Annotated in this window: 22 protein-coding genes and 1 pseudogene; 12 read left to right on the plus strand and 11 right to left on the minus strand. The window is 67.4% G+C overall.

The window, feature by feature from the left end:
* Positions 1-425 (plus strand): annotated as a pseudogene (locus tag TF1_RS12445) (methyltransferase domain-containing protein); the annotation flags it as partial.
* Positions 426-515: 90 nt separating this feature from the next.
* Here the strand turns inward: TF1_RS12445 and TF1_RS12450 are convergent.
* Positions 516-1,580, minus strand: a complete 1,065-nt coding sequence (locus TF1_RS12450) for a ribonucleotide-diphosphate reductase subunit beta (RefSeq protein ID WP_011293419.1) — start codon at positions 1,578-1,580, stop codon at positions 516-518.
* Positions 1,581-1,649: 69 nt separating this feature from the next.
* A complete protein-coding gene (locus TF1_RS12455; protein ID WP_011293418.1) occupies positions 1,650-4,115 on the minus strand; it encodes a ribonucleoside-diphosphate reductase subunit alpha in 2,466 nt (821 codons plus the stop codon).
* A 945-nt stretch (positions 4,116-5,060) separates the two neighbouring features.
* Between TF1_RS12455 and TF1_RS12460 the strand changes: the two genes are divergently transcribed.
* From TF1_RS12460 to TF1_RS12470, 3 genes are all read left to right on the plus strand, one after another.
* On the plus strand, positions 5,061-5,936 hold the full coding sequence (locus tag TF1_RS12460) for an SPFH domain-containing protein (protein ID WP_011293417.1): 876 nt from the start codon (positions 5,061-5,063) through the stop codon (positions 5,934-5,936).
* 349 nt (positions 5,937-6,285) lie between these two features.
* Positions 6,286-6,858 carry a putative glycolipid-binding domain-containing protein gene (locus TF1_RS12465; protein ID WP_011293416.1) on the plus strand — a complete coding sequence of 191 codons (573 nt, stop codon included), beginning with the start codon at positions 6,286-6,288 and terminating at the stop codon, positions 6,856-6,858.
* A 185-nt stretch (positions 6,859-7,043) separates the two neighbouring features.
* The gene (locus TF1_RS12470; RefSeq protein ID WP_011293415.1) at positions 7,044-7,811 is read left to right on the plus strand and encodes a maleylpyruvate isomerase family mycothiol-dependent enzyme; all 768 of its coding nucleotides are present in this window, start codon (positions 7,044-7,046) and stop codon (positions 7,809-7,811) included.
* Positions 7,812-7,869: 58 nt separating this feature from the next.
* Here TF1_RS12470 and TF1_RS12475 read toward each other — a convergent pair whose 3' ends face one another.
* Both TF1_RS12475 and TF1_RS12480 read right to left on the minus strand, forming a co-directional pair.
* Positions 7,870-10,203, minus strand: a complete 2,334-nt coding sequence (locus tag TF1_RS12475; protein ID WP_011293414.1) for an MMPL family transporter — start codon at positions 10,201-10,203, stop codon at positions 7,870-7,872.
* A gap of 390 nt (positions 10,204-10,593) precedes the next feature.
* Entirely contained in the window at positions 10,594-11,106 is a 513-nt protein-coding gene (locus TF1_RS12480; protein WP_011293413.1) for a hypothetical protein, read from the minus strand.
* Positions 11,107-11,244: 138 nt separating this feature from the next.
* On the opposite strand from TF1_RS12480, the gene TF1_RS12485 reads away from it, so the two are divergent.
* Entirely contained in the window at positions 11,245-12,243 is a 999-nt protein-coding gene (locus TF1_RS12485; RefSeq protein ID WP_011293412.1) for a glutathione S-transferase family protein, read from the plus strand.
* A 7-nt stretch (positions 12,244-12,250) separates the two neighbouring features.
* On the opposite strand, the gene TF1_RS12490 is transcribed toward TF1_RS12485, so the two are convergent.
* On the minus strand, positions 12,251-13,462 hold the full coding sequence (locus TF1_RS12490; protein ID WP_016189407.1) for an MFS transporter: 1,212 nt from the start codon (positions 13,460-13,462) through the stop codon (positions 12,251-12,253).
* Between the two features lie 154 nt (positions 13,463-13,616).
* On the opposite strand from TF1_RS12490, the gene TF1_RS12495 reads away from it, so the two are divergent.
* From TF1_RS12495 to TF1_RS12505, 3 genes are read left to right on the plus strand one after another with little or no spacing between them, the layout of a single operon-like run.
* Positions 13,617-14,213 carry a hypothetical protein gene (locus TF1_RS12495; RefSeq protein WP_011293410.1) on the plus strand — a complete coding sequence of 199 codons (597 nt, stop codon included), beginning with the start codon at positions 13,617-13,619 and terminating at the stop codon, positions 14,211-14,213.
* 41 nt (positions 14,214-14,254) lie between these two features.
* Positions 14,255-14,695, plus strand: coding sequence for a phage holin family protein (locus TF1_RS12500; RefSeq protein WP_011293409.1), 441 nt, complete (start codon positions 14,255-14,257; stop codon positions 14,693-14,695).
* Positions 14,671-15,282, plus strand: a complete 612-nt coding sequence (locus TF1_RS12505; protein ID WP_193742818.1) for a DUF3618 domain-containing protein — start codon at positions 14,671-14,673, stop codon at positions 15,280-15,282. The genes TF1_RS12500 and TF1_RS12505 overlap by 25 nt, the downstream gene beginning before the upstream one ends.
* Positions 15,283-15,385: 103 nt before the next feature.
* Here the strand turns inward: TF1_RS12505 and TF1_RS12510 are convergent, their stop codons facing one another.
* From TF1_RS12510 to TF1_RS12525, 4 genes are all read right to left on the minus strand, one after another.
* Positions 15,386-16,486, minus strand: a complete 1,101-nt coding sequence (locus TF1_RS12510; RefSeq protein ID WP_011293407.1) for a cellulose binding domain-containing protein — start codon at positions 16,484-16,486, stop codon at positions 15,386-15,388.
* A 148-nt stretch (positions 16,487-16,634) separates the two neighbouring features.
* A complete protein-coding gene (locus TF1_RS12515; RefSeq protein ID WP_016189404.1) occupies positions 16,635-16,862 on the minus strand; it encodes a hypothetical protein in 228 nt (75 codons plus the stop codon).
* A gap of 163 nt (positions 16,863-17,025) precedes the next feature.
* Positions 17,026-18,570 (minus strand): MDR family MFS transporter, encoded by a 1,545-nt coding sequence (locus TF1_RS12520; RefSeq protein WP_011293405.1) that lies wholly within the window; start codon positions 18,568-18,570, stop codon positions 17,026-17,028.
* A complete protein-coding gene (locus TF1_RS12525; protein ID WP_011293404.1) occupies positions 18,567-19,226 on the minus strand; it encodes a TetR/AcrR family transcriptional regulator in 660 nt (219 codons plus the stop codon). The genes TF1_RS12520 and TF1_RS12525 overlap by 4 nt, the downstream gene beginning before the upstream one ends.
* A gap of 674 nt (positions 19,227-19,900) precedes the next feature.
* Here TF1_RS12525 and TF1_RS12530 point away from each other — a divergent pair.
* From TF1_RS12530 to TF1_RS12545, 4 genes are all read left to right on the plus strand, one after another.
* The gene (locus TF1_RS12530) at positions 19,901-20,437 is read left to right on the plus strand and encodes a hypothetical protein (protein WP_011293403.1); all 537 of its coding nucleotides are present in this window, start codon (positions 19,901-19,903) and stop codon (positions 20,435-20,437) included.
* Positions 20,430-21,467, plus strand: a complete 1,038-nt coding sequence (locus TF1_RS12535) for a DUF916 domain-containing protein (protein WP_234351640.1) — start codon at positions 20,430-20,432, stop codon at positions 21,465-21,467. Before TF1_RS12530 ends, TF1_RS12535 begins: the two co-directional genes overlap by 8 nt.
* A 413-nt stretch (positions 21,468-21,880) precedes the next feature.
* A complete protein-coding gene (locus TF1_RS12540; RefSeq protein ID WP_011293401.1) occupies positions 21,881-22,738 on the plus strand; it encodes an alpha/beta hydrolase in 858 nt (285 codons plus the stop codon).
* Between the two features lie 287 nt (positions 22,739-23,025).
* On the plus strand, positions 23,026-23,802 hold the full coding sequence (locus TF1_RS12545; protein ID WP_011293400.1) for a thioesterase family protein: 777 nt from the start codon (positions 23,026-23,028) through the stop codon (positions 23,800-23,802).
* 215 nt (positions 23,803-24,017) lie between these two features.
* Here the strand turns inward: TF1_RS12545 and TF1_RS12550 are convergent, their stop codons facing one another.
* Positions 24,018-24,557, minus strand: coding sequence for a DUF7144 family membrane protein (locus tag TF1_RS12550; protein ID WP_016189400.1), 540 nt, complete (start codon positions 24,555-24,557; stop codon positions 24,018-24,020).
* A 162-nt stretch (positions 24,558-24,719) separates the two neighbouring features.
* Positions 24,720-25,169 carry an SRPBCC family protein gene (locus tag TF1_RS12555; protein ID WP_011293398.1) on the minus strand — a complete coding sequence of 150 codons (450 nt, stop codon included), beginning with the start codon at positions 25,167-25,169 and terminating at the stop codon, positions 24,720-24,722.
* Between the last annotated feature and the right edge of the window lie 185 nt (positions 25,170-25,354).

Consider the following 25,354-nt stretch of genomic DNA (forward strand, 5'->3'; position numbering starts at 1 on the left):
TCCAAGAGGCGGCGTTCATGTGGCTGCGCTCCCAGCGCTGGTCAGGGGGCCCGCCGCACGATCTAGAAGCGGACCCCGAGGAGACCCGGATGGTCGACGGTGGGCAGGAGCTGCTCGCCGACACCACGGTCATGCTGCCGTTGACACTGATGGTCCCGCACTGGAACTACGGCTTGCGGAGCAGCGCGGACGGCCTGGTGATGTGGCTGTCAGCCACGGATTCGCCCTCCTGGGCGCGCGTCTACCCAGACCGCGTCGAGCAGGGCGGCCCTCGCAGGCTGTGGGAGGAACTCGAGCAGGCCCACGCCTGGTGGGTCCAGCGCGGCCGCCCGGAAGTGTCAGAGTTCGGGCTGACGGTGGGACCGCAGGGCCATGTGGTGTGGCTCGAATCCCCCGACGGCCCCTCATGGCAGCACGTAGTCTGACCTCCGCGAAGACAGCGGGACTGCCGCGGCCTGCCCCGGCAGCGCAGGGATTCTCCCCTCGCGAGGGGAGAATCCCTGCCAAGCGCTACGTCAGTCCCAGGAAAGACCGCTCCCCGTCTGGTATTCGATGACCCGCGTCTCGAAGAAGTTCTTCTCCTTCTTCAGGTCCATCATTTCCGACATCCAGGGGAAGGGGTTTTCCGTCTCTCCGAAAATCGGTGCCAGCCCGAGCTGCTCGGCGCGGCGGTCGGTGATGAACCGCATGTACTGTTCGCAGAGCTTGGCGTTGAGGCCGAGGATGCCGCGCGGCATGGTCTCGCGCCCGTAAGCGGCTTCAAGCTCGCACGCCTCGATGAGCATGGTCCGCACCTCGTCTTGGAACTCCTCGGTCCACAGGTGCGGGTTTTCGATCTTGATCTGGTTGATGACGTCGATGCCGAAGTTCAGGTGGATGCTTTCGTCGCGCAGGATGTACTGGTACTGCTCGGCGATCCCCACCATCTTGTTGCGCCGCCCCAGCGACAGGATCTGCGCGAACCCGGTGTAGAACCACATCCCTTCGAGCACGACGTAGAACGCGACAAGGTCCCGCAGGAACGCCTGGTCGGCTTCTGGGGTGCCGGTCGTGAAGTTCGGGTTCTCCAGGTTGCGGGTGTAGCGCAGCGCCCACGCGTCCTTCGCGGTGATCGACGGCACCTCCCGGTACATGTTGAACAGCTCGCCCTCGTCCAAGCCGAGGCTTTCGCAGATGTACTGGAAGGTGTGCGTGTGCACGGCCTCCTCGAACGCCTGCCGCAGCAGGTACTGCCGGCATTCCGGGTTGGTCAGGTGCCGGTAGACCGCGAGCACGATGTTGTTCGCTACCAGAGACTCCGCGGTGGCGAAGAAACCGAGGTTGCGTTTGACCATCAGCCGCTCGTCCTCGGTGAGCCCGTCCTTGGACTTCCACAGGGCGATGTCGGCCTGCATGCTGACCTCGGTCGGCATCCAGTGGTTGTTGCAGGCAGCCAAGTACTTTTCCCACGCCCAGCGGTATTTGAGTGGCAGCAGCTGGTTGACGTCGGCGCGAGAGTTGATCATCCGCTTGTCTTCGACGTCGACGCGGGCAGCTCCGCTCTGGATTTCGCCAAGACCGGTGGTGTTGACGGTGGTCATGAATTCCTTTCCCTGTGTGGTGGGCGAGGTCGCGCCCGCTCTCGCGGACGCGACCGGAAAAGAGGGCGGCTACTGGCAGGCTTCGCACTCGGGGTCGTCCACCGCGCAGAACGCGGCAGCCTCGGCGGTGAGGTCCGGAGCCGGTCCGGCGGCGGACCGCGGCGGTGCAGCCGCCGGGCGTGGGGCAGGGGTCGGCGAAGGGCTGGGAGCGGAGACCGCCACCGGGGTGACCGCGTTGAGCCTGCCGTCCGTGCCCCGCAGCGTGCTCTTCTCCACGTGCGTCGCCCCCTGCGACCGCAGGTAGTAGGTGGTCTTCAAGCCTTTGCGCCAGGCCCGCCGGTACAGCTCGTCGAGCTTGCGGCCGCTCGGCTCAGCCATGTAGAGGTTCAACGACTGCGCCTGGTCGATCCACTTCTGCCGCCGGGATGCGGCGTCGACCAGCCAGATCGGGTCGATTTCGAAAGCGGTGGCGTACAGGTTCTTCAAGTCCTCGGGCACCCGGTCGATCGGGCCGAGGCTGCCGTCGTGGAGCTTCAACGCCGTCACCATCTCCTCGTCCCACAGGCCGCGCTCTTTCAGGTCGCGCACCAGGGAAGGGTTGACGACGGTGAAGTCGCCGGACATGTTCGCTTTGACGTAGAGGTTGCGGTAGAGCGGCTCGATCGACGGGTTGACTCCGACGATGTTGGCGATGGTGGCGGTGGGCGCGATCGCCATCACGTTGGAGTTGCGCATCCCCGTGGTGCGCACCTTCTCCCGCAGCGTGTCCCAGTCCAGCCGCTGGGTGCGGTCCACATCCAGGTCGCCGCGGCGCGCCTCAGCGAGCAGCTCCAGCGAGTCGATCGGCAGGATGCCTCTGCTCCACAACGACCCTTCAAACGAGGAGTAGCTGCCGCGTTCCGCCGCCAGGTCCGCGGACGCTTCGATGGCGTAGTAGCTGAGCAGCTCCATGCTCTCATCCGCGAACTCCACGGCCTCGGGGGAGGCGACGGGCAGCCGCAGCGTGAACAGCGCGTCCTGGTAGCCCATCAGCCCCAGGCCGATCGGGCGGTGCCGCATGTTGGCGCGTTCCGCCTCGGGGATGGTGTACAGGTTCACGTCGATGACGTTGTCGAGCATGCGCACCGCGGTGCGCACGGTGCGGCGCAGCCGTTCCGCGTCCAACCCGTCGGGGCCGACGTGGTTGGCCAGGTTCACCGAGCCCAAGTTGCAGACAGCGACCTCGTCGAGGCTGGTGTTGAGGGTGATCTCGGTGCACAGGTTGGACGAGTGGACGACCCCGGCGTGCTGCTGCGGGGACCGCAGGTTGCACGGGTCTTTGAAGGTGATCCACGGGTGCCCGGTCTCGAACAGCATGGTGAGCATGCGCCGCCACAAGTCCACGGCGCGCACCCGGCGAAACACGCGGATCTCCCCTCGGTCCGCGGCACGCTCATAGGCGACGTAGGCGCGGGCGAAGTCCTCGCCGTAGCGGTCGTGCAGGTCCGGCACTTCGTCGGGGGAGAACAGGGTCCACTGGGCGTCGCTCTCCACCCGTTCGAGGAACAGGTCGGGCACCCAGTTGGCGGTGTTCATGTCGTGGGTGCGGCGGCGCTCGTCACCGGTGTTCTTCCGCAGGTCGAGGAATTCCTCGATGTCGATGTGCCAGGTCTCCAGGTAGGCGCAGACCGCTCCTTTGCGTTTGCCGCCCTGGTTCACCGCCACCGCTGTGTCGTTGGCGATCTTGAGGAACGGGACGACGCCCTGGCTTTTGCCGTTGGTGCCTTTGATGTGGGCGCCTAGGCCGCGCACCGGGGTCCAGTCGTTGCCGAGACCGCCCGAGTACTTGGACAGCAGGGCGTTGTTGCTGATGGCGCGGAAGATCTCCGCGAGGTCGTCGCCGACAGTGGTGAGGAAGCAGGAGGAGAGCTGCGGACGCCGGGTGCCTGCGTTGAACAGGGTGGGCGTGGAGCACATGAAGTCGAACGACGACAGCAGTTCATAGAACTCGATGGCCCGCGCGTTCCGGTCGTCTTCGTGGAGCGCCACGCCCATAGCGACCCGCATGAGGAACGCCTGCGGCAGTTCGTAGCGGGTGCCTTCGTGGTGCAGGAAGTAGCGGTCGTAGAGGGTCTGCAGGCCCAGGTAGGTGAAGTTCAGGTCGCGTTCGGGGCGGAGCGCGGCACCGAGCCGGTCCAGGTCGAAGTCGGCGAGCTCGGGCGTGAGGTGCTCCAGTTCGATACCGCGCGTGATGAAGGCGCGCAGGTATTCGGGGTAGCGCCGAGCCATGTCGGCGTGGGTGGCCTCATCCGGGTGTCCGCTGAGGAACGTCAGGGCTTCCCGGCGCAGCTTGTCCAACAGGAGCCGGGCGCTGACATAGGAGTAGTCGGGGTCGGTTTCAACGAACGTGCGCGCCGCCATGATCAGGGCGAGTTCAAGCTCAGCGGGGGTGATACCCGGGTAGAACCCGCGCGTGGCTTCCGCGATCACCGTCTCTGCTGACGCGCCGGGCAGCCCTTGGCACGCCTCGGCTACCACCTTTCTGATCCGCTCCATGGGGATGCTGGCCGGGATTGCGGCGGAATCGACGTCCGTGTCGATGGTCAAGGCGGCTCCAACCTGCTAGGTGACAACCGGTCGGGGTGGGAAAACCGCGCACGCCAACAGAACGCAGGGCATGCGACTGTCGGGATGCTGCTGCGCGACGGTTTCCGCGCCCCTGGATGGGCGTGGGCGCATACCGACGGCGGACCGGGACGTAGTGCTCCCCGGGGCGTGGGGGTGTGGTGCTGACGTGGTCCTGGCAGGGGCTTTCTGCCCACAACTTTGGCAGCCCAAAACACACCGTTCCCCCGCTGCCGCGGCCATGGATTTCCGCGGCGAACCGTCGGCGGGGCATGACTTTACACCACATCATCTAGTGGTGGTTGTCCATTCTAGCCACAACATGATGGTGTGTTGTGGGGTTGGCGGCCGTAGAATGCCCTCGGCAGGCCGGGGTGTTTCCCGGTGATCGTGCTGACCAGAGCCGGTGTGTGCGCTCGCCTGGCAGGGCTGGGCGGTCCCGCTTGGCAGTGCGGCGTCGTGTTCTTCACACCGCGCCGCCCAGGCCCGGCCGTCGAGCCCGCTGGGCCCGGGCGGCAGGAGGACAGGAGGGGCAGGAGGATCCGGATGGCGGGACAGAACCGTGCGGCGTGTCAGGAGGCGGTCCGAGCCCCTGGCGGACTGCAGGCCGCGTCGGGCTTTCCGGCTGCGTCCGCTGCCGGAGACTCCGGTCGGTTATCCGCGTGGCGGACGGGGACAAAGAGAAAAAATTTGTGATGAGGGAACCACAGCGGCGGTCCAGGACTCACAAAGAACGGAACCGTACAACTGGTTGGTGGTTGTCCCGCACGGTTTGTAGTCAATCTGTGATTATCTGTGAGATTGCTGCTCTCGGTGCTCAATGTTTCCCGGTGGGGCACCACCGTCGGAAGAGATCACCAGGGAGATGGACAGTTCGTGAAAACCCCCCGCATTGCTGCCGCAGCCCTGCTCGTCCTCGGACTCACCGCTTGCTCGGTGTCGACCGGACCGGACCAGATCGGATTGGAGTACGACGCCGGTCCGTTCTCCTCCACCACGTTCGACAACTGCATCGGCCCGGGGCAGCGCGAGTACTACGGGCCGGGTGACCTGGTCTACATCTACCCGGGAGGCCAGCGCACGCTCACCTTCAGCTCTGCGGAGCACGCGGAGATGTCCCAGGCTGTGGTGGTGTCCAACGACGACCTGGAGCTGACGGTCGAGGGAGTGGTCACCTTCACCCTCAACCCGACCTGCGAGGTCCTGCGCGAATGGCATGAGCGCATCGGCCTGAAGTACGAGGCCGACACCCCGGAAGGGTGGGTGGAGATGCTGGTCACCTACATCGGCCAGCCGCTCAACCGTGCCCTCGACGACGCCACGAAAGAGTACTCCTGGCGCGACCTCTACACCTCGGCGGAAGCGAAAGCCGAGTGGGAGCAGAAGGTCGGGGAGCTGCTCTCGGTCTACATCGCGGAGCAGAGCGGCGGCGGTGACTTCTTCTGCGCCCCCAACTACACGGGGGCGGAAGACCAGGAATGCGGCACCCCGCAGTTGACGATCCAGCAGCCGATTCCGCCGGAAGACGTGCGTCAAGCCCTTACCCGGGCGCAGACGGCGATTGAGGAGACCGCTGCCCAAGAGGAGGAGAACAAGCGGGTCGAAATGGAGCTGGAAGCGATCAAGCAGCTCGTCGACGTGCTCGGCCCCGAGGGCTACATCCTCTACGAGGCGTTGAAGGACGGGAAGATCGAAGTGGTGCCCGTGCCGCAGGGAGGCGCGGTCAACATCACTCCGCGTCGCGGAGAGTGACCGTTTCCGTGCGGGTTCCCCGGTCAGCGAGGAAAACGCGGGCGAGACAGGGGTTGATCGGGGGCCCGCAGTCGACCACTATGTGACGTAGATTACTTTTCTCTCGGTGAGTGGTGTCTGCCTGCGGTGATGGCAGCCGCGGTGTCGGACTACGCGGGTCCTCCCCGATGCCGCGGTCGTCCACTCCACGGCGAATGCCGATGTGGCGGTCGGTTGAAAGCGGGCCAGGACGGACGGGGCAAGCCTCCGCACGTCCTGGCCCGCACCACTCTCCGCATTCCTCTCGCAACACCGCGAACGGGGCGCCGGGTATGGCGGTCAAGCGGGAAATACCGGTAGAACGGTCGATATGAGCCCCACGAACACGCTCCCTGTCGTCTGGTCCCGGCTTGACGTCGCCGAGGGGCTCTGTGTTGGCACCCTGATCACCGAACGGTGCGGATTCCGGCTGGAAGCCGGCGAAGTCGTCGCGGGCGCCCGGGAACGCTACTCGTGCCGGTTCAGTGTCTCCACCGACCTGGCATGGCACACGCGCACCGCCCGGGTAGACGTCATCGACGCGCAAGGAGCACGCGTCCTCGAACTGGTGAACCGCTCCGGACAGTGGACGGTCAACGGTGAGGCAGCCCCCGAACTGGACGGCTGCGTCGACGTCGACGTGGCTGCCGCACCGCTCACCAACACGCTTCCCATCCGCCGCCTGGGCCTGGCCCCCGGAGAACACCGCGACATCCACGTCGCCTGGGTGGACGTGCCCACGTTGAAAGTGATCCGCATGCGGCAGCGCTACACGCGCCTCCCCTCCGCGGAAGGCCTGGACCGCTACCAGTACCGCGACTCCGGCTACGGGACCTTCGACCTGACCGTGGACCGCAACGGGATCGTCGTCGACTACGAGCACCTGGTCCGCAGGATCGCCTGACCGCTGTCCGCCCGGACCGCCCTCGGCCGCAGCCACCACCCGGCATCCGCTCCTACCCCTGGGACAGCAGCCGCCCCAGCCGTGCCACCCGGATACGGGGCCGTCCACGATAGGTCAATCCCCTGATGTGCGCGTGACCGCCGTGTGGTTGCCTGGAAAAGATTCCCCTCTGGAGGTGAGCAACGGTGAGGACACGACGGGATGACCATATCCGCTGGCTTCGCGTGGAAGGCGCACGGATGGCGGAGGCTGCCGCGGCGGCGGGCATGGACGCGAAGGTCCCCACCTGCCCTGACTGGCGGGTGCGCGACCTCCTCCAGCACACGGGCAAAGTCCACCGTTTCGCTGCGCTCGTGGTCAGCGAGCAACTACCCCAGCGCCCGCGGGGAGAACAATACGCGGCGCAGATCTGGAACTGGCCGGACAGCGACGACGAACTCCTCGACTGGTTCCGGGAAGGGCACGCGCGGCTCATCGACGTGCTGAAGAACGCGGACCCGGCCACCCAGTGCTGGACTTTTCACCCCGCACCCTCCCCAGTGGAGTTCTGGGCGCGCCGCCAAGCCCACGAAACCACCATCCACCGCATCGACGCTGAGACAGCGAACCGCGCCCCCACCCCCGTCTCCGCAGGGCTCGCTGCCGACGGGATCGACGAGATCCTCCGCAACTTCTTCACGTCCCGCAACCCGGTCGTCACCGCGGAACCGCCGCGGACTCTCGCCGTCCGCGCCGTAGACACCGGGGACGCATGGCTGGCCACCATCGGACCAGAAGGAGTGTCGACCGTGCGCGGCTACGGCACAGCCGACTGCACGGTCACCGGTAACGCCAGCGACCTGTACGCCCTGCTGTGGAACCGGCGCGACCCCCACGGGCTCACCGTGGCGGGGGACGTCTCAGTGCTGGGCCTGTGGCGCAGCCAGGCACACGTGGTCTGGCCGTGGGAGTGACCCGTGGCCCCCACCAGTGGTGCGGACCACGGGCCCGGTACTCCGCTCGCTGCGGCGGCTAGTGCGCGCCGCGGGCCAGGCGGCTCGGCCACCACATCGCCCGGCCCACGTCGATGCTGAGCGCGGGCACCAGGAGGGACCGTACGATCAGCGCGTCCAAGAGCACGCCGAACGCCACCAGGAACGCCAACTGCAGCAGGAAGAGCAGCGGCACCACGGTCAACGCGGCGAAGGTAGCGGCCAGCACCACACCGGCCGAGGTGATGACCCCGCCGGTGACGGTGAGACCGCGCAACACCCCTTCCCGGTGGCCGAAGTTGACCGCCTCTTCCCGCACCCGGGTGACGAGGAAGATGTTGTAGTCGATGCCCAAAGCCACCAGGAACACGAAGGCGAACAGCGGCACCCCGGGGTCGGCGCCCGGCAGGTCCAGCAGGTGGTTGAAGACGAGCGCGCCCACCCCCAGGGCCGAGCCGAACGACACCACCGTGGTGATGATGAGGAGCACCGGGGCGACCAGCGACCGCAGCAGCACGATCAGCACCAGCAGCACGACGGCCAGCACCAGCGGCACCACGACGTAGAGGTCCCGGGTCGCCGTGTCCAAGGTGTCGAGGGACTCCGCGGACGGGCCGCCCACGAGAGCGTTGGCGCCGTCCACCGCGTGCACGGCGTCCCGCAGCTCCCGGGTGATCTCCACGGCTTCAGTGGATTCAGCAGGCTCGCTCAGCGACGCTTCGAGCAGCACCCGGCCGTCCACAACCTTCGGCTCGGCTGCTGTGTCCTGCCCGCCTGCGACCCCGGGCGGGGGACCGTCCGCGCCGCCCTCCGAACCGCCTGCAACTCCTGGGGGCGGCCCACCCTGGGCCCCGTCCTCACCGGCAGGCGGCCCGCCCGGAGCACCGTCTTCCCCGGCGGGCGGTCCGCCCGGCATCTCTGGTGCTTCGGTGAGCGGCGTCACCTCGGTCACCCCGTCCACGCCCTCCGCGGCTTTGATGACCTCGTCCATGTGGTCGGCGTCTGCGATGATCACCGCGGGCTGGGCGGTCACCGCGTGCCCGAACCCGTCTTCCAGCACTTCCTGCCCGACCACCGAATCCACTTCGGTGCGGAAGATGTCGAAGTCCGATGTGCCTTCGGCACGGAACTGCGGCACGAACGCGGCCGCGGCCAGCAGAGCAACCGCCGTCGCCACCCAGTAGCGGCGAGGGTGGCGCGACACCGAAGTCGCGATCGCACCCCACAGCCGGTGGCGACGCAGCACCGTCTCCGTAGGCTCCGTGTCTTCGCTCGCCTCCCCTTCGAACACGGGACGGAACGGCCAGAACGCGACCCGACCCAGCAGGAGAAGCACCGCCGGCAGGAAGGTGAGCGCCGCGATCAGCGCGGCGGCGATCCCGATCGCAGCCACCGGTCCCAGTCCACGGTTGGATGCCAAGTCGCTGGCGAGCAGGCACAGCACCCCGAGGATGACCGTGCCGCCGGAGGCGAGGATCGGTTCCACCGTCCCGCGCACAGCCGTGCGGATCGCCTCCAACGGGCGGGCGTTCTCCTGCAGGGTTTCCCGGTAGCGGGAGACCAGCAGCAGCGCATAGTCCGTGCACGCCCCTACGACCAGGATGAACAGGATGCCTTGGCTCTGCCCGTTGAGCTGCACCCACTCCTCTGCCGCAGCGACGTAGACGAGCGCCGCGGCCAGCACCAGGGCAAGCATCGCGGTGAGGATGACCACGATCGGCAGGATCGGGGACCGGTAGACGGTGATGAGGATGATGAGCACCGCGCCGAGCGCCACGAACAGCAGGGTGCTGTCGATCCCCCCGAACGCAGCAGACAGATCGGCGACAAGCCCGGCGGGGCCGGCCACGTAGACGTCCACCCCGTCGATGGGCTGCTCGGCGAGGAGCTCCCGCAGCTCTTCGACCGCGTCCCCGACGTCCGCGTCCTCGCGCAACGGGACGACGACCTGGGCGACAGAGTCGTCTTCGGTGCCCACCATCGGGCCGATCGCCGCGCCGTCGGAGATCTCCGGGTGGTCTTGGATCACCGCGACGTGCTCGCCGATGGCAGCCAACTGCTCGTCGGTCAGCGTGCGGTCAGCAGAGTAGGCGATGATCGCTGGAACCCGCTGCTCTTGGGCGAACTCCTCTTGGATCCGGCTGACCTCGGTGGACTCGGCGCTGACCGGGAGGAAAGAGGATTCGTCGTTGGTCTGCACTTCGGTGAGCCGACCCATGAAGGCGCCTAGCGGGCCCGCGCCGAACAACCAGACCAGGATGAGCAGAATTGCCGCGCCATACCAGGCGCGGCGGCGTAACAGTGAACGCTGCCCGGAAGCAGCAGGCCCGGGCGGGGTGTCACCAGCCGCCGACCGGCTCGTGTGTTGCGGCAAGGGTGGCTCCTCACATGTAGCACCAACGGGAAAACAAGGGCTATGCCAGTGCGGGATCCGGTGCATGCCGCCGCTGGCTGCGACCGGACGCGGGGGACATCACACCACATCCCCTCCCGCGTGATACGGGCCACATTGGTCGGCGGGGTGTGCTGCGGCGTCAGGACCGCACACGCCCTTGCTGTCCCCCCGTCACGATCACCGTCTCGCCAGCCCGCCGCGTGTCCCCCTCCTCCGACAGCGCGGCCGCACTACCGGCACAGCCGGACCAATCTACCCACCGTGGAACACCTGCCACTCGGGGGAACCGCGGGTGGACACCGCTGTCCGGGCCCGCTTTTCCACTGCGGCACGGGCAGGCCGCGGCCGGGAAGCATCCCGCGGTTCCGCTCATCCCCGGCCGACAAAGAACGGGCGCGCCCGCCGCGGCGGTTCCGGCACCCACCGCGGGTTCCGGGACCTCCAGTACGGGTTGTCGTAGGGCAGGCGGCCGCTGAACCTCCCGTACATGCCGGACGTCAACAGCACCATTCCGGCCACAAAGCCGCAGATCACGTCCGAGATGCGCAAAGCGAGCAGGTTGTGCGGGGTGTCCAGTACCAGCAGCGCGCCCAGCCCGCCCAGCACGAGCACCGCGCCCACCGCGATGTTGACCGTGGAAGCGACCGTGCCGCCGACGATCGCTCCGCCGACGAGAAACGACCCGACAGCCACCATGAGGAACCCCAGTGCTTCCGCAGCCGAGACCCCCGGGACCACCTCGTGGTCGACGGCGAACCCGACACCGTGGCCCGCTGCCCCGAGGAGACCGGTGATGATCAACGGCACGGCGACCGCCACAGCACCCCAGCGGTAGACGGCGTCAAGCCGGCGGTCAACCGCCCGACTCGTGTCAAGCCTCATCCCTCTCCCTCCTGACAGGCCCCCTCTACCCAGCCGAAAAGCGGGATAGCGGAAAATCCCGGAAGGAGCGGGGAATGGTTCTCTGGGCATCAACCAGAGGCGGATGCGCTCCCGACAGCGCAGACGGAAAGGGTGGATATGGGAGCCGACACGTCAAACAAACCCGAGTTCAAACGGTCGCCGAGCCACTTCGTCGACCGTATTACCGCGGACGGCTCCGAAGGGTGGCCGGTAGAGGCGGGACGGTACCGGCTGATCGTCAGCCGGGCCTGCCCGTGGGCCAACCGGGCGATGATCGCCCGCCGCCTCCTAGGGTTGGAATCCGCGATCTCCCTCGCCGTGGCCGACCCTATCCAGGACGAACGCAGCTGGCGGTTCACCCTCGACCCGGACGGCCGCGACCCGGTGCTCGGCATCCGCTTCCTCGCCGAGGCCTACTACGCCCGCGACCCCGAGTACACCGGCGGGATCAGCGTTCCCGCGATCGTCGACATTCCGAGCGGAAAACTCGTCACCAACGACTACCTGCATATCCCCGCGAATTTCGCCACCGAGTGGCGGAGCCTCCACCGTGAAGGCGCACCCGACCTGTACCCCGAGCCGCTGCGGGACGAGATCGACGAGATCAGCGAAGTGATCTTCCGGGACGTGAACAACGGCGTCTACGTGTGCGGTTTCGCCCGCACACAGCAGACCTACGAGCGGGCGTTCACCGCCCTGTTCACCCGGCTCGACGCTCTCTCAGAGCGCCTGTCGCGGCAGCGGTACTTGGTCGGCGACAGCATCACCGTCGCCGACATCGCGCTTTTCGTGACCCTCGTCCGCTTTGACGCGGTCTACCACGGCCACTTCAAGTGCAATCGGAACAAACTCACGGAAATGCCGGTGCTGTGGGCCTACGCCCGCGACCTGTTCCAGACACCGGGCATCGGCGACACCGTGGACTTCGACCACATCAAACGGCACTACTACGTGGTCCACCGCGACATCAACCCGTCGGGGATCGTGCCGTTGGGACCGGACCTGTCCGGCTGGCTCACCCCGCACGGCCGGGAAGAACTGGGCGGCCGCCCGTTCGGGGACGGCACCCCGCCGGGACCTCCCCCAGAAGCGGAACGCATCCCCGCCCAGTGGTGACCGTCCGTCAACGGGCGGGTGCGCTGCCGCGCCTGCGTCCGGCATCACGCCACGCGAAGGGGACCGCGGCGGTGATGAGGAACGCGGCAGCACCGTAGGCGCCGGGAATGGACACGGCCTGCGCGATGAGCCCGGCCGAGACCGACCCCGCCCCGGTGCCCGCGTCGAAGGAGACGTTCCAGGCCGCGCTGGCCGTGCCGTGGTTCTGCGGGCCAGCGCGGTGGAACATCACGACCATGGCGTCGTTCTGCACGGTGCCGAAACCGAACCCGTAGAGCGCCGCGGCGGCGACAGCCAGGACCGGGAACGCGGCGACCGCGACCGCGAGGCCCGCCATTCCCGCGGCGCACAGGATCGCGCCGGGAACGAGGAGGCGTCCCGCGCCGTAGCGGTCGCTCCACGCCCCCGCGCACCACCGTCCCGTGGTCATCGCGGCAGAGAGCGCGAACAGGGAGGCCGAGACGATCACGGTGTCCACTGCCAGCGGCAGGAACGCGGTGGCGCCGCCCAGGGCGCACGCGGAGACGAGCATGACCAGGCAGGGCGCGGTGAGCGGGCGGAGCGGAACGCGGCGGGAACTCGGCTGGTCGGCTTCCGGTCGGCTGCCGTAGGCCGTGCTCCGCCGGGTCATCCCGCCGACGAGGAGAGCAGCCAAGGAACTAGACAGCCCTGTGACCAGGAAGACGGCGGGAAAACCGAACGTGTCCGCCGCCCACACTCCTAGCGGAAGAAACCCGATCTGGGGGATGCCGACGGCGACCCCGTGCCACCCCACAGCCCTGCCGCGCTGGTCAGGAGTGGTGAGCTCGGCGACGAGCGCGCTTCCCACCACGGTGACGATGCCGAAGCCGAGGCCCCGCACCGCACACACCGCCAAGATCCACCCCAGGTCCGCGGAGAGCGGGTAACCGAACGTCGGCACGCCGAGCAGCAGCGCCCCGGCGACGAAGAGCCGGTACGGCCCCCACCAGCGCAGCAGGCGGCTCATACACACCTGGATGCCGACGGTTGTCGCCATGGTCACCGCGGTCGTGGTGCCCACCCCGCTGTGGTCCGAGCCGCCCACCGCGGCCCACAGCGGGACCACGGACAGCAGGGGCGCGTAGTTGGTGAACACACCGACGGTCGCCGCCAGCAGGAGAAGGAAGTCCCGGTCAGCGAGCGGACCACGGGACCGGACATCGCTGCCTTCGCGCTTCCGCAGGAGGAAAAAAGCCATGGCTCCTTGGTACTGGGTGGACGCAACCGGAGACGCACCGGGGTGAGCGGTGGTGCTGCCGTGATTCGTCGGCGGTGCGGGCATGGCCGGGGGAGCTGTGGGTAGCTGCGACTACCAGCAACCGCACAGACCCGAGACGAAGAGGTGGGCGGCAATGGCCTATGAGACCGCGCCTTCCGAGGCAGGTGGACGGTCCAGCGGAGCGAAAGAGAAAGCAGGGGAGGTTGCCGACCAGGCCCGCCAGTCCACGGGAGAAGTCGCCGCGACGGTCAAAGAGCAGGCCCGTGAAGTCGCTGGCGAGTCGCGCACCCAAGCCCGGCACGTAGCCACGAGGATACGCGACCAGCTCGACGAAGAGACGTGGACCCAGGCCCAGCGGGTCGCGGAGATGGTGCGTGAATGGTCGGACGACCTGGCGGCGATGGCAGACCAGACCGAGGTCGACTCGCCGGTACGGGATGTGGTGCGGCAGGTCGCCGAGCGGGGACACCGCACCGCTGACTTCCTGGACCAGCGCGGCCTCTACGGAGTCGCCGATGAGATCCGGGGGTTTGCACGGCGACGGCCGGGACTCTTCCTCGCCGGGGCTGCCCTCGCCGGATTCGCGGTGGGGCGGCTGGCCAAGGCGGTCACCAAGGAGTCGCAGGAGGAAACAGCGGAGCCTTCGGCCGTCGAGAGTTCCGGCCCTGGACCGGTGCGGACCCCTCCGCCCCGCCAGGAGGAGTCCGCACCCTCTGCCGAGGAGCCGTAGGGCTCCCCCGCACACAGGCGAGCACGCAGAGAGGACGTGACATGGCTTCACCGCAGATTCCGCAACAGAGCACTGGCTCGCGTGTCAGCGCACCGCAGCAGCGGGACGAAGCCTCGCTGGGCGAGTTGATCAGTGAGGTGATGAACGACCTGCAGACCCTGTTCCGCCAGGAACTGAACCTGGCCAAAGCCGAATTCCGGGAAGAAGGGGTCAAAGCAGGAAAGGCCGCGGGGATGCTCGCCGGAGCAGGCGTGGCAGCACTGCTCTTCCTCGGCTTCGCCAGCCTTGCCCTGGTGTATGCGCTGGCGAATGTGATGGACGCCGGGTGGGCGGCGCTGATCGTGGCCGTGCTGTGGGGGATCGCCGCCGGAGCGCTGGCCTTCGTGGGCCGCGCCAAGATGCGCGACGTCTCCCCGAAGCCGGAACGGACTATTGAGACGCTGAAGGAGGACGCGCAGTGGGCCAAACACCCGAGGAGATAAGGAACGACATCGAAGTGACCCGCGCGGAGCTCCGCGACGACGTGGACCGGATCGCCCAGCGTGCCAGCCCTCGGGGGATGGTGCGGCGGCGCATCGACCAGCTCCGCGGCGCATTCCGCACTCTCAAGGAGCGGGTGATGGGAACCTCCCCGGACCAGGCAGAAGCACAGGAGGCCGGGCAGCGGGCCCAGGAGTACGCTGCCTCAGCTAAAGAGAGCGTCCGCAGCGGGGCGGGCCAGGCGTCGGAAGCGGTGAAGTCGATGCCGGGCCGGACTGTGGAACGCACCCAGGGGTATCCGCTGACCGCTGGACTCATCGCGTTCGGCGCCGGACTGCTCGCGGCGTCGGTGATCTCCGACAGCCAGACGGAACGCGAAGCGGCCCGCCGGATCAAGGAACGGATGGGCGGCGCAGTGGAACCGGTCAAGCAGTCGCTGACGGAGTCCGCGCAGCGGGTCGGGGAAGAAGCCCAGGAGTCCACGCGGCAGGCCGCCCAGCAGGTGAAGGAGTCCGCGGCGCACGGCGGGCAGGCGGCCCGGGACACCGCTCAGCGGGAAGCCCAGCGGGCCCGGGAGCACGTCCAGTAGACCGGTTGCGGAGCGGACGTGCCGCAACTCCCGCGGGCGGCGTTTCCCGAGTGGAAAAAGAAGGGGCGCGGCACTGGGCCGCACCCCCGGCTGGCGGAGACGGTTAGTCAAGCAGCGGGATCAGCGCCTCCAGCCAGTTCTGCGCGATCTTGGCGTCCCCGGAAGCGTTGGGGTGCACCCCGTCGTAGGTGTCGGCGTCAGTGTCGAATCCGGTCCACTGGTCCACGACGATGACGGGGGACTGGGCGGTGCTTTCGCTGGCCGCCCACGCGGGGATCGCAGCGTTGAGGGCTTGCACGCCCTGGGCGCAGGTGGCGCAGCTTCGCGCCGAGTCCATAGGGATGATCTGGGCCACGAGGATCGTCATGTTCGGGTTGTTGGCCCGCATCTGACTGACCAGCGTGCTGTAGGCGTCGAGGATCGTCTGGGTGGGCAGAGAGCTCCAGACGTCGTTGGTGCCGAAGTGCATGAGCACGATGTCGGGGTTGGTGGCGGACAGCCAGGTGGACAGTTGTCCGCTGCGAGCCAGGTTGGTGACCAGCATGCCCCCGTGGCCTTCGTTTTCGTGGTCGTAGGGGAAGCCGCAGCCGTCGCCGGCGCGGGAGCCGACGAAGTCGATGTTGGTGTATCCGGCGTCGGTCAGGTCACGCCACAGGAGGGCCCGCCAGCAGCCGGGGGAGCCGGTGATCGAGTCGCCCAGCGGCATGATCCGCACCGGTTCGCCCGGGGTTCCAGGACCGCCGGGCTCATCGGGGCCACCGGGCTCGTTAGGGCCGCCCGGGGTGCCGCCGCCCGGGGCGTCGAGGAAGCACGCGATGTCGGTGGGGAGGGAGGAGGCGCCCGACCCCGTGCCCTGGAAACCGAAGGACGCGCTGCCGCCCACGGGGAGCGACCCGTTCCACGAGGCGTTGGTGGCGGTCACTGTGGAGCCGTTCACGGACAGTTCGGCGTTCCACGTGTTGGTGATGGTGTGACCGGACGGCAGGGTCCACTGGACCGTCCACCCGGTGGCGGGCGTTCCGCTGGTGTTGGTGACGGTGACGTTGCCGACGAAACCGCTTCCCCAGTCGCTGGCAACCGTGTATTCCGCAGAGCAGCCGTCGGCTGCCGAGGCTGCCGGGGCGCCGCCGATGACGAGCGTGGCCGCTGCTACCACCAGTGCGCTGCACGCGCCGGTGACCGCACGTGCCCAGGTACGGGACATGAAAGACTCCTCAAGGTCGCTTCCCCTCCCTCCTCCAGGATTGGAAAGCACCGTGAGTGCAGGTGTCGATACCCGCTGTGAATGCTAATGGCCGGTAGCTCGCGGTGTAAAGAACGGGCAAAGCGAACGTGAGGGAGCACCCCGGCAATTAGGGCTCTTCGGCTTCGTCGTGCAGCACGGGTTTGCGGGAAAGCGACGGCAGCGGCCGATAGGGCCGGTGCCGGAAGGCAAGGAAAAGCCAGAGTGACGCGAGGAGCAGACTCGCCGCGATGTGGGGTTTGCCGCTCCCCACCAGCCCTGCGGCGAAAAGGACGAGCACCACTATGACCAGGGCCCCACGCGCCCGGTGGCGCAGGGCCCGCTGCGACGACGCCATCCGGACTCCTGTCTTCTCAAAGTCCGTTTGGGACTGCACCGTTGTTCAACCAGCCGTGCCGGGCGCACCGCAACGGCTGTGTGTCTGCTGCCCCGCCCGCGTCGAACGCAAACGTGCCCGCTGCCCGTGGGACCAGAGGGAGCCTGCGCCGGACAGCGGGGGACTAGTCGCGTTCGATGGTCGTGGCCAGTGGTTTCTCTTTGACCAGGGTCAACAGGGCGGCCGCGACGAGACCCAGCGGGGAGAGCACCAGGAACAAGGGGATGAGAGCGTCATTGTACGAGTCGATGACGACCTGGCGGAGAGAATCGGGCAGTCTGTGCACCAGCTCGGGGGTGAGGGACGACGTGGTGCCCCCGGAGGGGAGTGCGGCTCCCCCGGGAAGGCGTTCCGTCAGGAAGTCCATGAGGCGCACGGTGAAGAGGCTGCCCACGATCGCCGAGCCCAGGGACGCCCCGATCTGGCGGAAGAAGTTGTTGGCGGCGGTCGCCGTCCCCACCTGGGAGAGCGGGAACGCGTTCTGCACCATCAGGACGAGCAGTTGCATGCTCGACCCCAGTCCGATGCCGACGACGACAAGGTAGCCGCAGATGGCCCAGATCGGCGTGGTGGGGGTGACGGTCGACAGGAGCAGGAGCCCTGCGGTGACGATCAAGGACCCGCCCACGGGGATCCACTTGTAGCGCCCGGTGCGGCTGACGAACTGTCCTGTGCCGATCGAGGTGACCAGCAGGCCGCCCATCATGGGGGTCATGAGCAGGCCCGCCACGGTGGCCTCGGTCCCGGTGGCCATCTGCACATAGGTCGGGACGTAGCCGAGGATGCCGAACATCATGAGGCCGGTGAGCAGCCCGGCAACCGTGGTGAGGACAAAGGTGCGGTCGCGGAACAGGTGGAGCGGGATGATGGGTTCAGCGGCGCGGTGCTCGGCCAGGATGAACAGGGCGGAGGAGACCACGGTGCCGAGGATGAGGCCGATGATCACCGGGGAGTTCCAGGTGTACTGACTGCCGCCCCACGTGCTGGTCAGGATCAGGCAGGTGGTGGCAGCGGCCAGGAACGCCATGCCCCACGCATCCACGTGCAGCCGTTCCGGACGCGGCCGGGGCAGGCGCAGGAGAAAAGCTGCGGCGGCCAAGGCGAGCAGGCCGAGGGGAATGTTGATCCAGAACGCCCAACGCCAGCCGATCCCTTCGGTGAACCAGCCGCCGAGGAGCGGACCGGCAACCGAGGAGACCGCGAATACCGCTCCGATGAACCCCGCATACCTGCCGCGCTGCCGGGCCGGGACGATGTCGGCGATGATGGCCTGGGACATGATCATCAGACCGCCGCCGCCGAGCCCTTGCACGACCCGGCCCGCGATCAGCCAGTCCATGGTGGGGGCCAGACCGCCGATCACCGAGCCCGCGATGAAGAGGGAGATGGCGGCGAGGAAAAGGCCTTTGCGGCCGATGAGGTCGCCGAGTTTGCCGTAGATCGGCATCATGATGGTCGACGCCAAGATGAAGGCCGTCATCACCCACAGCATCTGGTCGACACCGTTGAGCTCGCCGACCATGGTGGGCAGGGCGGTACTCAACACGGTCTGGTTGAGCGAGGCCAGCAGCATCGCCAGCATCAAGGCGAGGAAGATCAGGACGACGCTGCGCCGGGTGATAGGGGCCGGGCTTGTCTCGGAGGAGTCCGAGCGGGCAGGCACGGTCATTGGAGCTTCTGTATCACCTTTCTCAGTAATTCCACCGTCTGGTCGAAGTGGTGTTCGGTTTCCTCGAGGGATGCGGCGTGGTGGTCCGCGGACTTGTGGATGGCGAAGCGGATGGCGCCAGCGCAGATCGCGACGATCATGCGGGCCGCGTCTTCGATGTCGAGGGAGCCGTCGCTGAACCGGGGGTCCGACTCCAAATGCCGGGCCACGATGCGGCCTAGCCGCTGTTCGACGAGGGAGAAGCGTTCAAGCTGGCGGCGCCGGAGCTGCGGGTAGCGGATCACGGCTTCCCGGATCTGGTCGCGGGTGTTTCCGCTGAGCGTCGCCGAGAACACCGAGCGGACCAGGTTGGTCACGTCCGCGAGGAGGTCGCCCGTGGGTTCGCGGTCCATGAGGGACTCCATTGCCGCGTCCTCGGCGACGCTGTCCTGGACGTCCCGGAGGCCCAAGATCGCGTCTTCCTTGGTGGGGAAGTAGTTGAAGAACGTCCGTGGGGAGACGTTGGCTTCGGCGCTGACCTCCGCGACGGTGACGTTGTCGATCCCGTATTCCAGGGCGCGGCGGAGGGCTGCCCGGTGGATCGCTTCCCTGGTCTGCCGCTGTTTGCGCGCTCGAAGGGTTTCGCCGCTGGACCGTGCCGTCTTTGCCTCACTCATGGGGGTAGTTTGTCACTCACAAAAAATTGCATGAATGCAATCTTACACCTGAGCAATGATGCATGTCTGCAAAAATCACCCTCAGTGGTGTGATGTTCCCGATACGGCTTTGGTCTGCAGGCACAGCAGCGCAGCCTCGGGGGACACAGGGGAATCCGCTGGTGCGTGGGGTCTTCCAGGCGGTGTCGGCTCTCCAGTGCGGTAGGCGTCCCTGGGACGCCAGGGTGCTGGCGTGGGGGAGCAGTCGATCATGCCGGCGCGTGGAGTGCACCGCAGCACATCCGGTCACAGTTGTTCCGCTATGGGAAACCCCTACGGGCAGGTCCGCTGAGGTGCAGGTCTCGTTGACCGTTGTCCGTGGCTCTTGCGCTCAATCACCGGGAGGCAACTGCGCAACAAGTCCGGGATGAGGGCTTTTTCAGGGCGGTGCAGACCAGCGCCCAGGCGGGCGCGGAAAGTGCCGAGTACTGCCTCAAAGTCTGAAGCGCGGAACAGGTGGGCGCGAATGGCTGCTGGGCGCATGCTGCTGGCCCGCGGTGTTTCCGTCGGTCAGTTTTCCTCTGCGGCTGCGAGAAGAAGTGTCACCGACACGGTTTCCGTAAGTGAAATATCAGTTACGGATAGTGATATAAAGAGGTCGCTGGGGTACCACCGATCTCTTGCAAGGAGCACCGATGCGCATTTCCAGAATGGCTGGCATCGCAGCAGCGACCACCGCCCTCGTTGCCGCCGCGGCAGTTCCGGCAGCCGCAGACACCACGGCGAGCACGACGACGACCTTTGCGGTGACCGCTGCGGAGCTGGCCATCACCGCTCCCACGACCGCGACCCTGCCCGACGCGACCCCTGGAGGCTCCACCTCCGGTGCCCTGGGCACGGTCAGCGTGACTGACGGCCGCGCCGCGCTCGACGCGAGCTGGGTCGCTACTGCCACCCTGGACGCGCCGTTCACCACCGGAACGGGAACAACGCCGGAGACGATCCCCGCGGCGAACGTCACCTACGATCCCGGGGCCGCGATCGACCCCACTCCGCCCGGGGAGTTCACTCCTGGAAGCCCGGGGACCCTGGACTCCCCTGTCACCGCGATGAGCCACACCACCGGCTCGGGAGCCAACTCGGTGTCCTGGAATCCGACACTGACCATCGCAGTCCCCAGCGGGGCTGTTGCGGGCACCTACACCGGCACGGTGGTGCACTCGGTTGCGTAGCCCCGTGCGAGCCGGTGTGATGACCGTCCTCGCCGCACTGCTCGGCCTGGCCGCTGCGCTGCTCGTTCCTGTCCACGCCAGCGCGGCGGCCACGCCGGCCCGCCCCGCGGACGGTCAGGGAAACATCGGCATTCAGCTGCTGGAAGCCCCGGTCAACCGCAGGGACGACCCGAGGGCGCACCTCTACATCGTCGACCATGTCAAACCGGGAACCACCATCGAACGGCGGGTGAAGGTCAGCAACGACACTGGGGAGCGCCGCCAGTTCGAGCTCTACCCCGCCTCCGCGGAGATCAAGAACGGCGCGTTCACTTTCGCCCCGGGCCGCACCGCCAACGAACTGGCGGAATGGACCAGTGTCGCTCCTGAGAAACCGGTCCTCGACCCCCACGAGAGCATCGAAGCGACCGTCACCATCGCGGTTCCCGAGGATGCGGCGGAAGGGGAACGCTACGCCGTGGTGTGGGCGCAGAGCAGCGTCCCGCCCGACGAGAAGCACAATGTCGGGCACACCCACCGAGTGGGAGTGCGGATCTACCTGAGCGTCGGGCCAGGCGGGGAGCCTCCCTCAGATTTCGAGATCACCGATCTCACCGCACAACGCGACGATGAAGGCCGCCCCAGCATCATCGCTCAGGTCCGCAACACGGGTGGTCGGGCTTTGGACCTGCGTGGCGAACTTCGCCTCACCGAAGGCCCCGGGGGGTTGAGCGCGGGACCGTATCCGACTGGGACTGCCGTCACCCTGCAACCCGGCGAGACCGGGAAGGTCGCCGTGCCGCTCACCGAAGAGCTGCCGGATGGACCGTGGCGCGCGGAACTCCTCCTCCGAAGCGGCAAGGTGGAGCGCACGGCTGCCGCCGAGGTGGTCTTCCCAGAACCGGGAAGCGTCGTCAGCCTCACCCTCCTGCGTGCCTGGAGCGATCTGACGTGGTACGTCGTCGCTGCAGCCCTGATGTTCGCGGTGTTTACCGTGGCGTTGGCCCTGGTAGTGCGACGGAAGCGGCTCAGCGTCCCGGCCCGGGACTGATCGGCGATACAGGTGTCCGCACCGCTCACTCCCCGGTGCGGCGTGCCCTCGGCAAAGCCAGACAAAGGAGGTGTTCGCCCAGACACACACTCTTTCGATGACGGTAGGGCCCTCTTGCTCCGTAGTTCCGTCCAACGGGGCAGGAGGGCCCGTCATATTTCGGAATAGAGAAGGGAATTGTCTCGATGTTTGCCCAGAAGGTCCGGGCATCTACACGGCCTTCCGGCTGGTGAATTCTGTGAAAAATACGCCATCTATTGATATGTCTGACTTTGGGAACCATTGATCAGATTGGGGATCAGTGGAATCACCAGTCTCCTTAGCCCGGTGTTGACACTCCAATAATCCAATCGAATATTTGACCGCAGATCGGAAAATCCAGAAAAGTCCGCAATGGTTATTGGAGTGGAGAGATGAGAGCGCGCGCCCTGGAGCGCCGTGCAGCAACCCTCCTCGCCGGTCTGCTGGCGGCAGCCCTCCTGATACCCGTCACTTCGAGCACAGCCGTTGCCGCCTCCGGCACCGGCCCCTACCCGGCGGAATACGTGACCACCCTGCGGCTGCGGAACCACACCATCTTCCGGCCGGCCACTTTGCCCAGCAACGAGAAGCTGCCCATCGTCGTGTGGGGGAACGGCGCCTGCCTAGCCAACGGCACGATGTTCGAGAACATCCTCCTCGAGTTCGCCTCCCACGGCTTCCTCGTCATCGCGAACGGCCGCCCGAACGGCTTCGGCCGGACCGATGCCGCCATGCTGACCGAGGCGATCGACTGGGCGATCGAAGAGAACAGCCGCCTGCTCAGCCCGTACCGCGGCAAACTCGACACCACCAAGATCGCGGCCATGGGGCAGTCCTGCGGCGGCCTCGAAGTCTACGAGATCGCCGACGACCCGCGGATCACCACGACCGTCCTGTGGAACAGCGGCCTGCTCAGCGACCGTGACAACCACCTGCTGACCCACCTGCACGCCCCCATCGCCTACTTCACCGGCGGCCCCAGCGACATTGCCTACGCCAACGCCGTCGACGACTGGGGGCGCCTGCCCGCCGGACTCCCGGCCTTCATGGGCCACCTGGACGTCGGCCACTACGGCACTTTCGGCCAGCCCAACGGCGGCGAGTACGGCCGGGTCGGTGTCCAATGGCTGAAGTGGCAGCTCAAAGGCGACCAGAATGCCCGCCAGCAGTTCGTCGGACCCCACTGCGGCTTGTGCACCCACCCTGAGTGGGATGTGGCGCAGAAGAACCTCGGCTCAAGGGTTCCCTGACCCCCACTGGCTGTGGACTTCGCCGGCAGCGGAGCGGATTACGCCCGGCCCCTGGCCGTCGGGATCGCCCGCTACTCGCCCTGAAAGCCCAGGCTGCACATGGTGTGGCGGGGCTTTCGGTGGTTCTGGCAGTAGTCGTCGGGAGACGGACCGCATCCCTGGCGCTCCGCGGGCGGGGCGGGCGTTCTAAAGGCGGGATCCACCTCCCGCAAAACCGAATCCGATTCGGTAGTGTCGGTTGTCGTGACCTCCGCTCTCAACTGCGCCGTCTCATCGAGGACGAAACCATGAGTGAACCCGCGGAAGCCTTCTACCTCCCCCTCGGGGACAACCGATACGAACCGACCCGCGCAACCGAAAGCCCGTGGGACTCCCAAGCCCAGCACGGTGGCCCGCCCACCGCGCTCCTCGGACACCTCCTCGACACCGCCGCCGGCCCCGACAAACGCTTGGCCCGCATCACCGCAGACTTTCTCGGTGCCATCCCGCGCCGCCCCTTCCGCGTCGACACCGTCGAGATACGGCCAGGCCGACGGATCGCCCTCCTGGAAGCACGGATGGTCTTCGACGACCGTCCAGCAGTCGTCGCCCGGGCTTGGGCCATCGAAACCGGACCGACCCCGCCTGCCACTGGGGAACAGCTCCACCCGCCCGCCCTCGCCGACGCCGATCCGGCCCTCGACCTCACCGGGTGGGGCTACGGGGAAGCCATCGAATGGCGGTACACCCGGGGCGGCTACGGCACCGCCGACAGTGCCGCAGACGTCTGGACCCGGGTCCGGATCCCCCTGATCGCGGGAGAAAAACTCACCGGACTGGCCCGCACCCTCGTAGTCGCGGACTCCGCCAACGGCGTCTCCGCGGCCCTGCCGATGGAGCACTGGCTGTTCATCCCGCCGTCCATCACCGTCACCCTGGCCCGCTTCCCCGACACCGAATGGGTGCACATGGCCTGCCGTTCCCACCTGTCCCCCGACGGGCTCGGCGTCTCCCACGCCACCCTGAGCGACACCGACGGCTACCTCGGGGAAGTCAGCCAACCGCTGCTCGTGCGGCCCCGCTGAGCACCGCACCGGGGAACGGCCCCGACCGCGCTGCCGCCGGGGCCGTTCCCTTCCCCGACACAGCCCTGCAGCAACCGCCGCCGCACCCGGACGGCGCCACCACAGCAGAAGACGGTGTCCCTGCCCTCGGCCCGCCTGTCACGAAGGGCGAGCCAGAGGACGAGACCACCGCCGTGGGGTTCTCGATTTCCGGTTGGTGTTCTGCTGGAGAACAGTCAGCGCGCGTGCTCGCCGCGCGTCGGCTGCGGGATGTGCGCGCCTGAGGAGGAAACCTTCCGGGCCTCCTGGGTCTCCCGGGCCTCCCGGAGTCCGGCTTCATAACCCGACTGGTAGGACTCCTCGGCCTCCTGGATCGCCTCCTGCTCCTCTTCCACCGCGGCAGCAGACGACCAGCCCGCCGTCAACGCGTAGATCGCGAGCAGGTTGACACCGGTGACGACCAGCGACCACAGCGGGTTGGCGGCGAAGAACGCCAACTGCGCCACGATGTTGATCGCGAGCAGGACCACGCCGAGGGCACGTGCCCACCCCTTACGCGTGACGAGGGCGAACCCCGTCCCCAAGAGGAGCAGGCCCCACAGGCCCAGCAGGATGCCCCACGGCGTCAAGTTGAAGAAAAAGGCCTCCCCACCGAAGCTGAACAGGTTGTCGGTCATGAACAGGGCAGCGACCCCCTGGATGAGGTTGATCGCCCCTGTCAGGAACAACAGGGTCGCGGCGAAGAGCATCCAGCCGCGGGAACGTGTCCGGTTCATTGCCTTCCCTTTCCCGTCACGGGCTTGTCCTAGGCCGGAGGCGAACAGAGGGGGACTGTCCCTCCCCTGTCGTTCCGCCCCTCTTCGCCAACTCCCCCGAAAGCGGACAAAGGTTCATGCAGCAAGGCAATGACTTTGCAAAGGACGGAGTGTTGCGTTCCCTCAGCCTGATGCGGATGCTCCACGGCCGTAACGCTCGGCGAGCGCGTTGAGCCCTACCGCGAACACGCCGTCGCCTATCACCGACTCCAGCTCCCGCGCGGTCTCCGGAGAACAGTCGAACATCGCCGTCCACACCACCGTGCAGTGCCGGTCGTCGCGCGGCACCACCTCCAGCACCGCTCGATGGTTGGTGATCGGAAACGGCGGATCCGGCATCGTGTACACGAGACGACGCGCCGACTCGTCCCGCTCCACCAGCCGCTCCACCAGCTCCTCCTCGGTACCCGCACCGAAGACGCGCTCCGCCCCCGGGGTGTGCGGGGATGCGCCGCGCAGGGTCGGCGCGCTGACCTGCGGATGCCAGCGGTGGATCGCGGAAAAGTCACCGACAAGAGTCCAGACGTCCGCGGCCGGAGCAGCCACCTCAACACTGCGTCGTAGGGTCGCCATGCCTCGAGTATTCGACACCCGAACGGCGGCATCCCGGAGGCGCGCCCAGCGACAGGACACCGCTTATCCGGCGTTTGCCCTAGTCACTCACGGTTAGAAGGACGCACACATCGTGGGCAGCCCATCGGTGACTGGATGTGGAGGGCGGTGGGCTGCCGTGCCGAGCCAACGAGGAGGGTGTCCCA

This window comes from Thermobifida fusca NBRC 14071 = JCM 3263 (assembly GCF_001592045.1).
Lineage (GTDB): Bacteria > Actinomycetota > Actinomycetes > Streptosporangiales > Streptosporangiaceae > Thermobifida > Thermobifida fusca.

Bases quoted from the DNA above. Each gene is read 5' to 3' on its own strand.
- TF1_RS12485 (WP_011293412.1), top strand. From the start codon at position 11,245: ATGGGAGCCGACACGTCAAACAAACCCGAGTTCAAACGGTCGCCGAGC.
- TF1_RS12510 (WP_011293407.1), bottom strand. From the start codon at position 16,486: ATGTCCCGTACCTGGGCACGTGCGGTCACCGGCGCGTGCAGCGCACTG.
- TF1_RS12480 (WP_011293413.1), bottom strand. From the start codon at position 11,106: ATGAGGCTTGACACGAGTCGGGCGGTTGACCGCCGGCTTGACGCCGTC.
- TF1_RS12530 (WP_011293403.1), top strand. From the start codon at position 19,901: ATGCGCATTTCCAGAATGGCTGGCATCGCAGCAGCGACCACCGCCCTC.
- TF1_RS12540 (WP_011293401.1), top strand. From the start codon at position 21,881: ATGAGAGCGCGCGCCCTGGAGCGCCGTGCAGCAACCCTCCTCGCCGGT.
- TF1_RS12495 (WP_011293410.1), top strand. From the start codon at position 13,617: ATGGCCTATGAGACCGCGCCTTCCGAGGCAGGTGGACGGTCCAGCGGA.
- TF1_RS12490 (WP_016189407.1), bottom strand. From the start codon at position 13,462: ATGGCTTTTTTCCTCCTGCGGAAGCGCGAAGGCAGCGATGTCCGGTCC.
- TF1_RS12550 (WP_016189400.1), bottom strand. From the start codon at position 24,557: ATGAACCGGACACGTTCCCGCGGCTGGATGCTCTTCGCCGCGACCCTG.
- TF1_RS12465 (WP_011293416.1), top strand. From the start codon at position 6,286: ATGAGCCCCACGAACACGCTCCCTGTCGTCTGGTCCCGGCTTGACGTC.
- TF1_RS12500 (WP_011293409.1), top strand. From the start codon at position 14,255: ATGGCTTCACCGCAGATTCCGCAACAGAGCACTGGCTCGCGTGTCAGC.
- TF1_RS12525 (WP_011293404.1), bottom strand. From the start codon at position 19,226: ATGAGTGAGGCAAAGACGGCACGGTCCAGCGGCGAAACCCTTCGAGCG.
- TF1_RS12450 (WP_011293419.1), bottom strand. From the start codon at position 1,580: ATGACCACCGTCAACACCACCGGTCTTGGCGAAATCCAGAGCGGAGCT.
- TF1_RS12520 (WP_011293405.1), bottom strand. From the start codon at position 18,570: ATGACCGTGCCTGCCCGCTCGGACTCCTCCGAGACAAGCCCGGCCCCT.
- TF1_RS12545 (WP_011293400.1), top strand. From the start codon at position 23,026: ATGAGTGAACCCGCGGAAGCCTTCTACCTCCCCCTCGGGGACAACCGA.
- TF1_RS12555 (WP_011293398.1), bottom strand. From the start codon at position 25,169: ATGGCGACCCTACGACGCAGTGTTGAGGTGGCTGCTCCGGCCGCGGAC.
- TF1_RS12455 (WP_011293418.1), bottom strand. From the start codon at position 4,115: ATGGAGCGGATCAGAAAGGTGGTAGCCGAGGCGTGCCAAGGGCTGCCC.
- TF1_RS12515 (WP_016189404.1), bottom strand. From the start codon at position 16,862: ATGGCGTCGTCGCAGCGGGCCCTGCGCCACCGGGCGCGTGGGGCCCTG.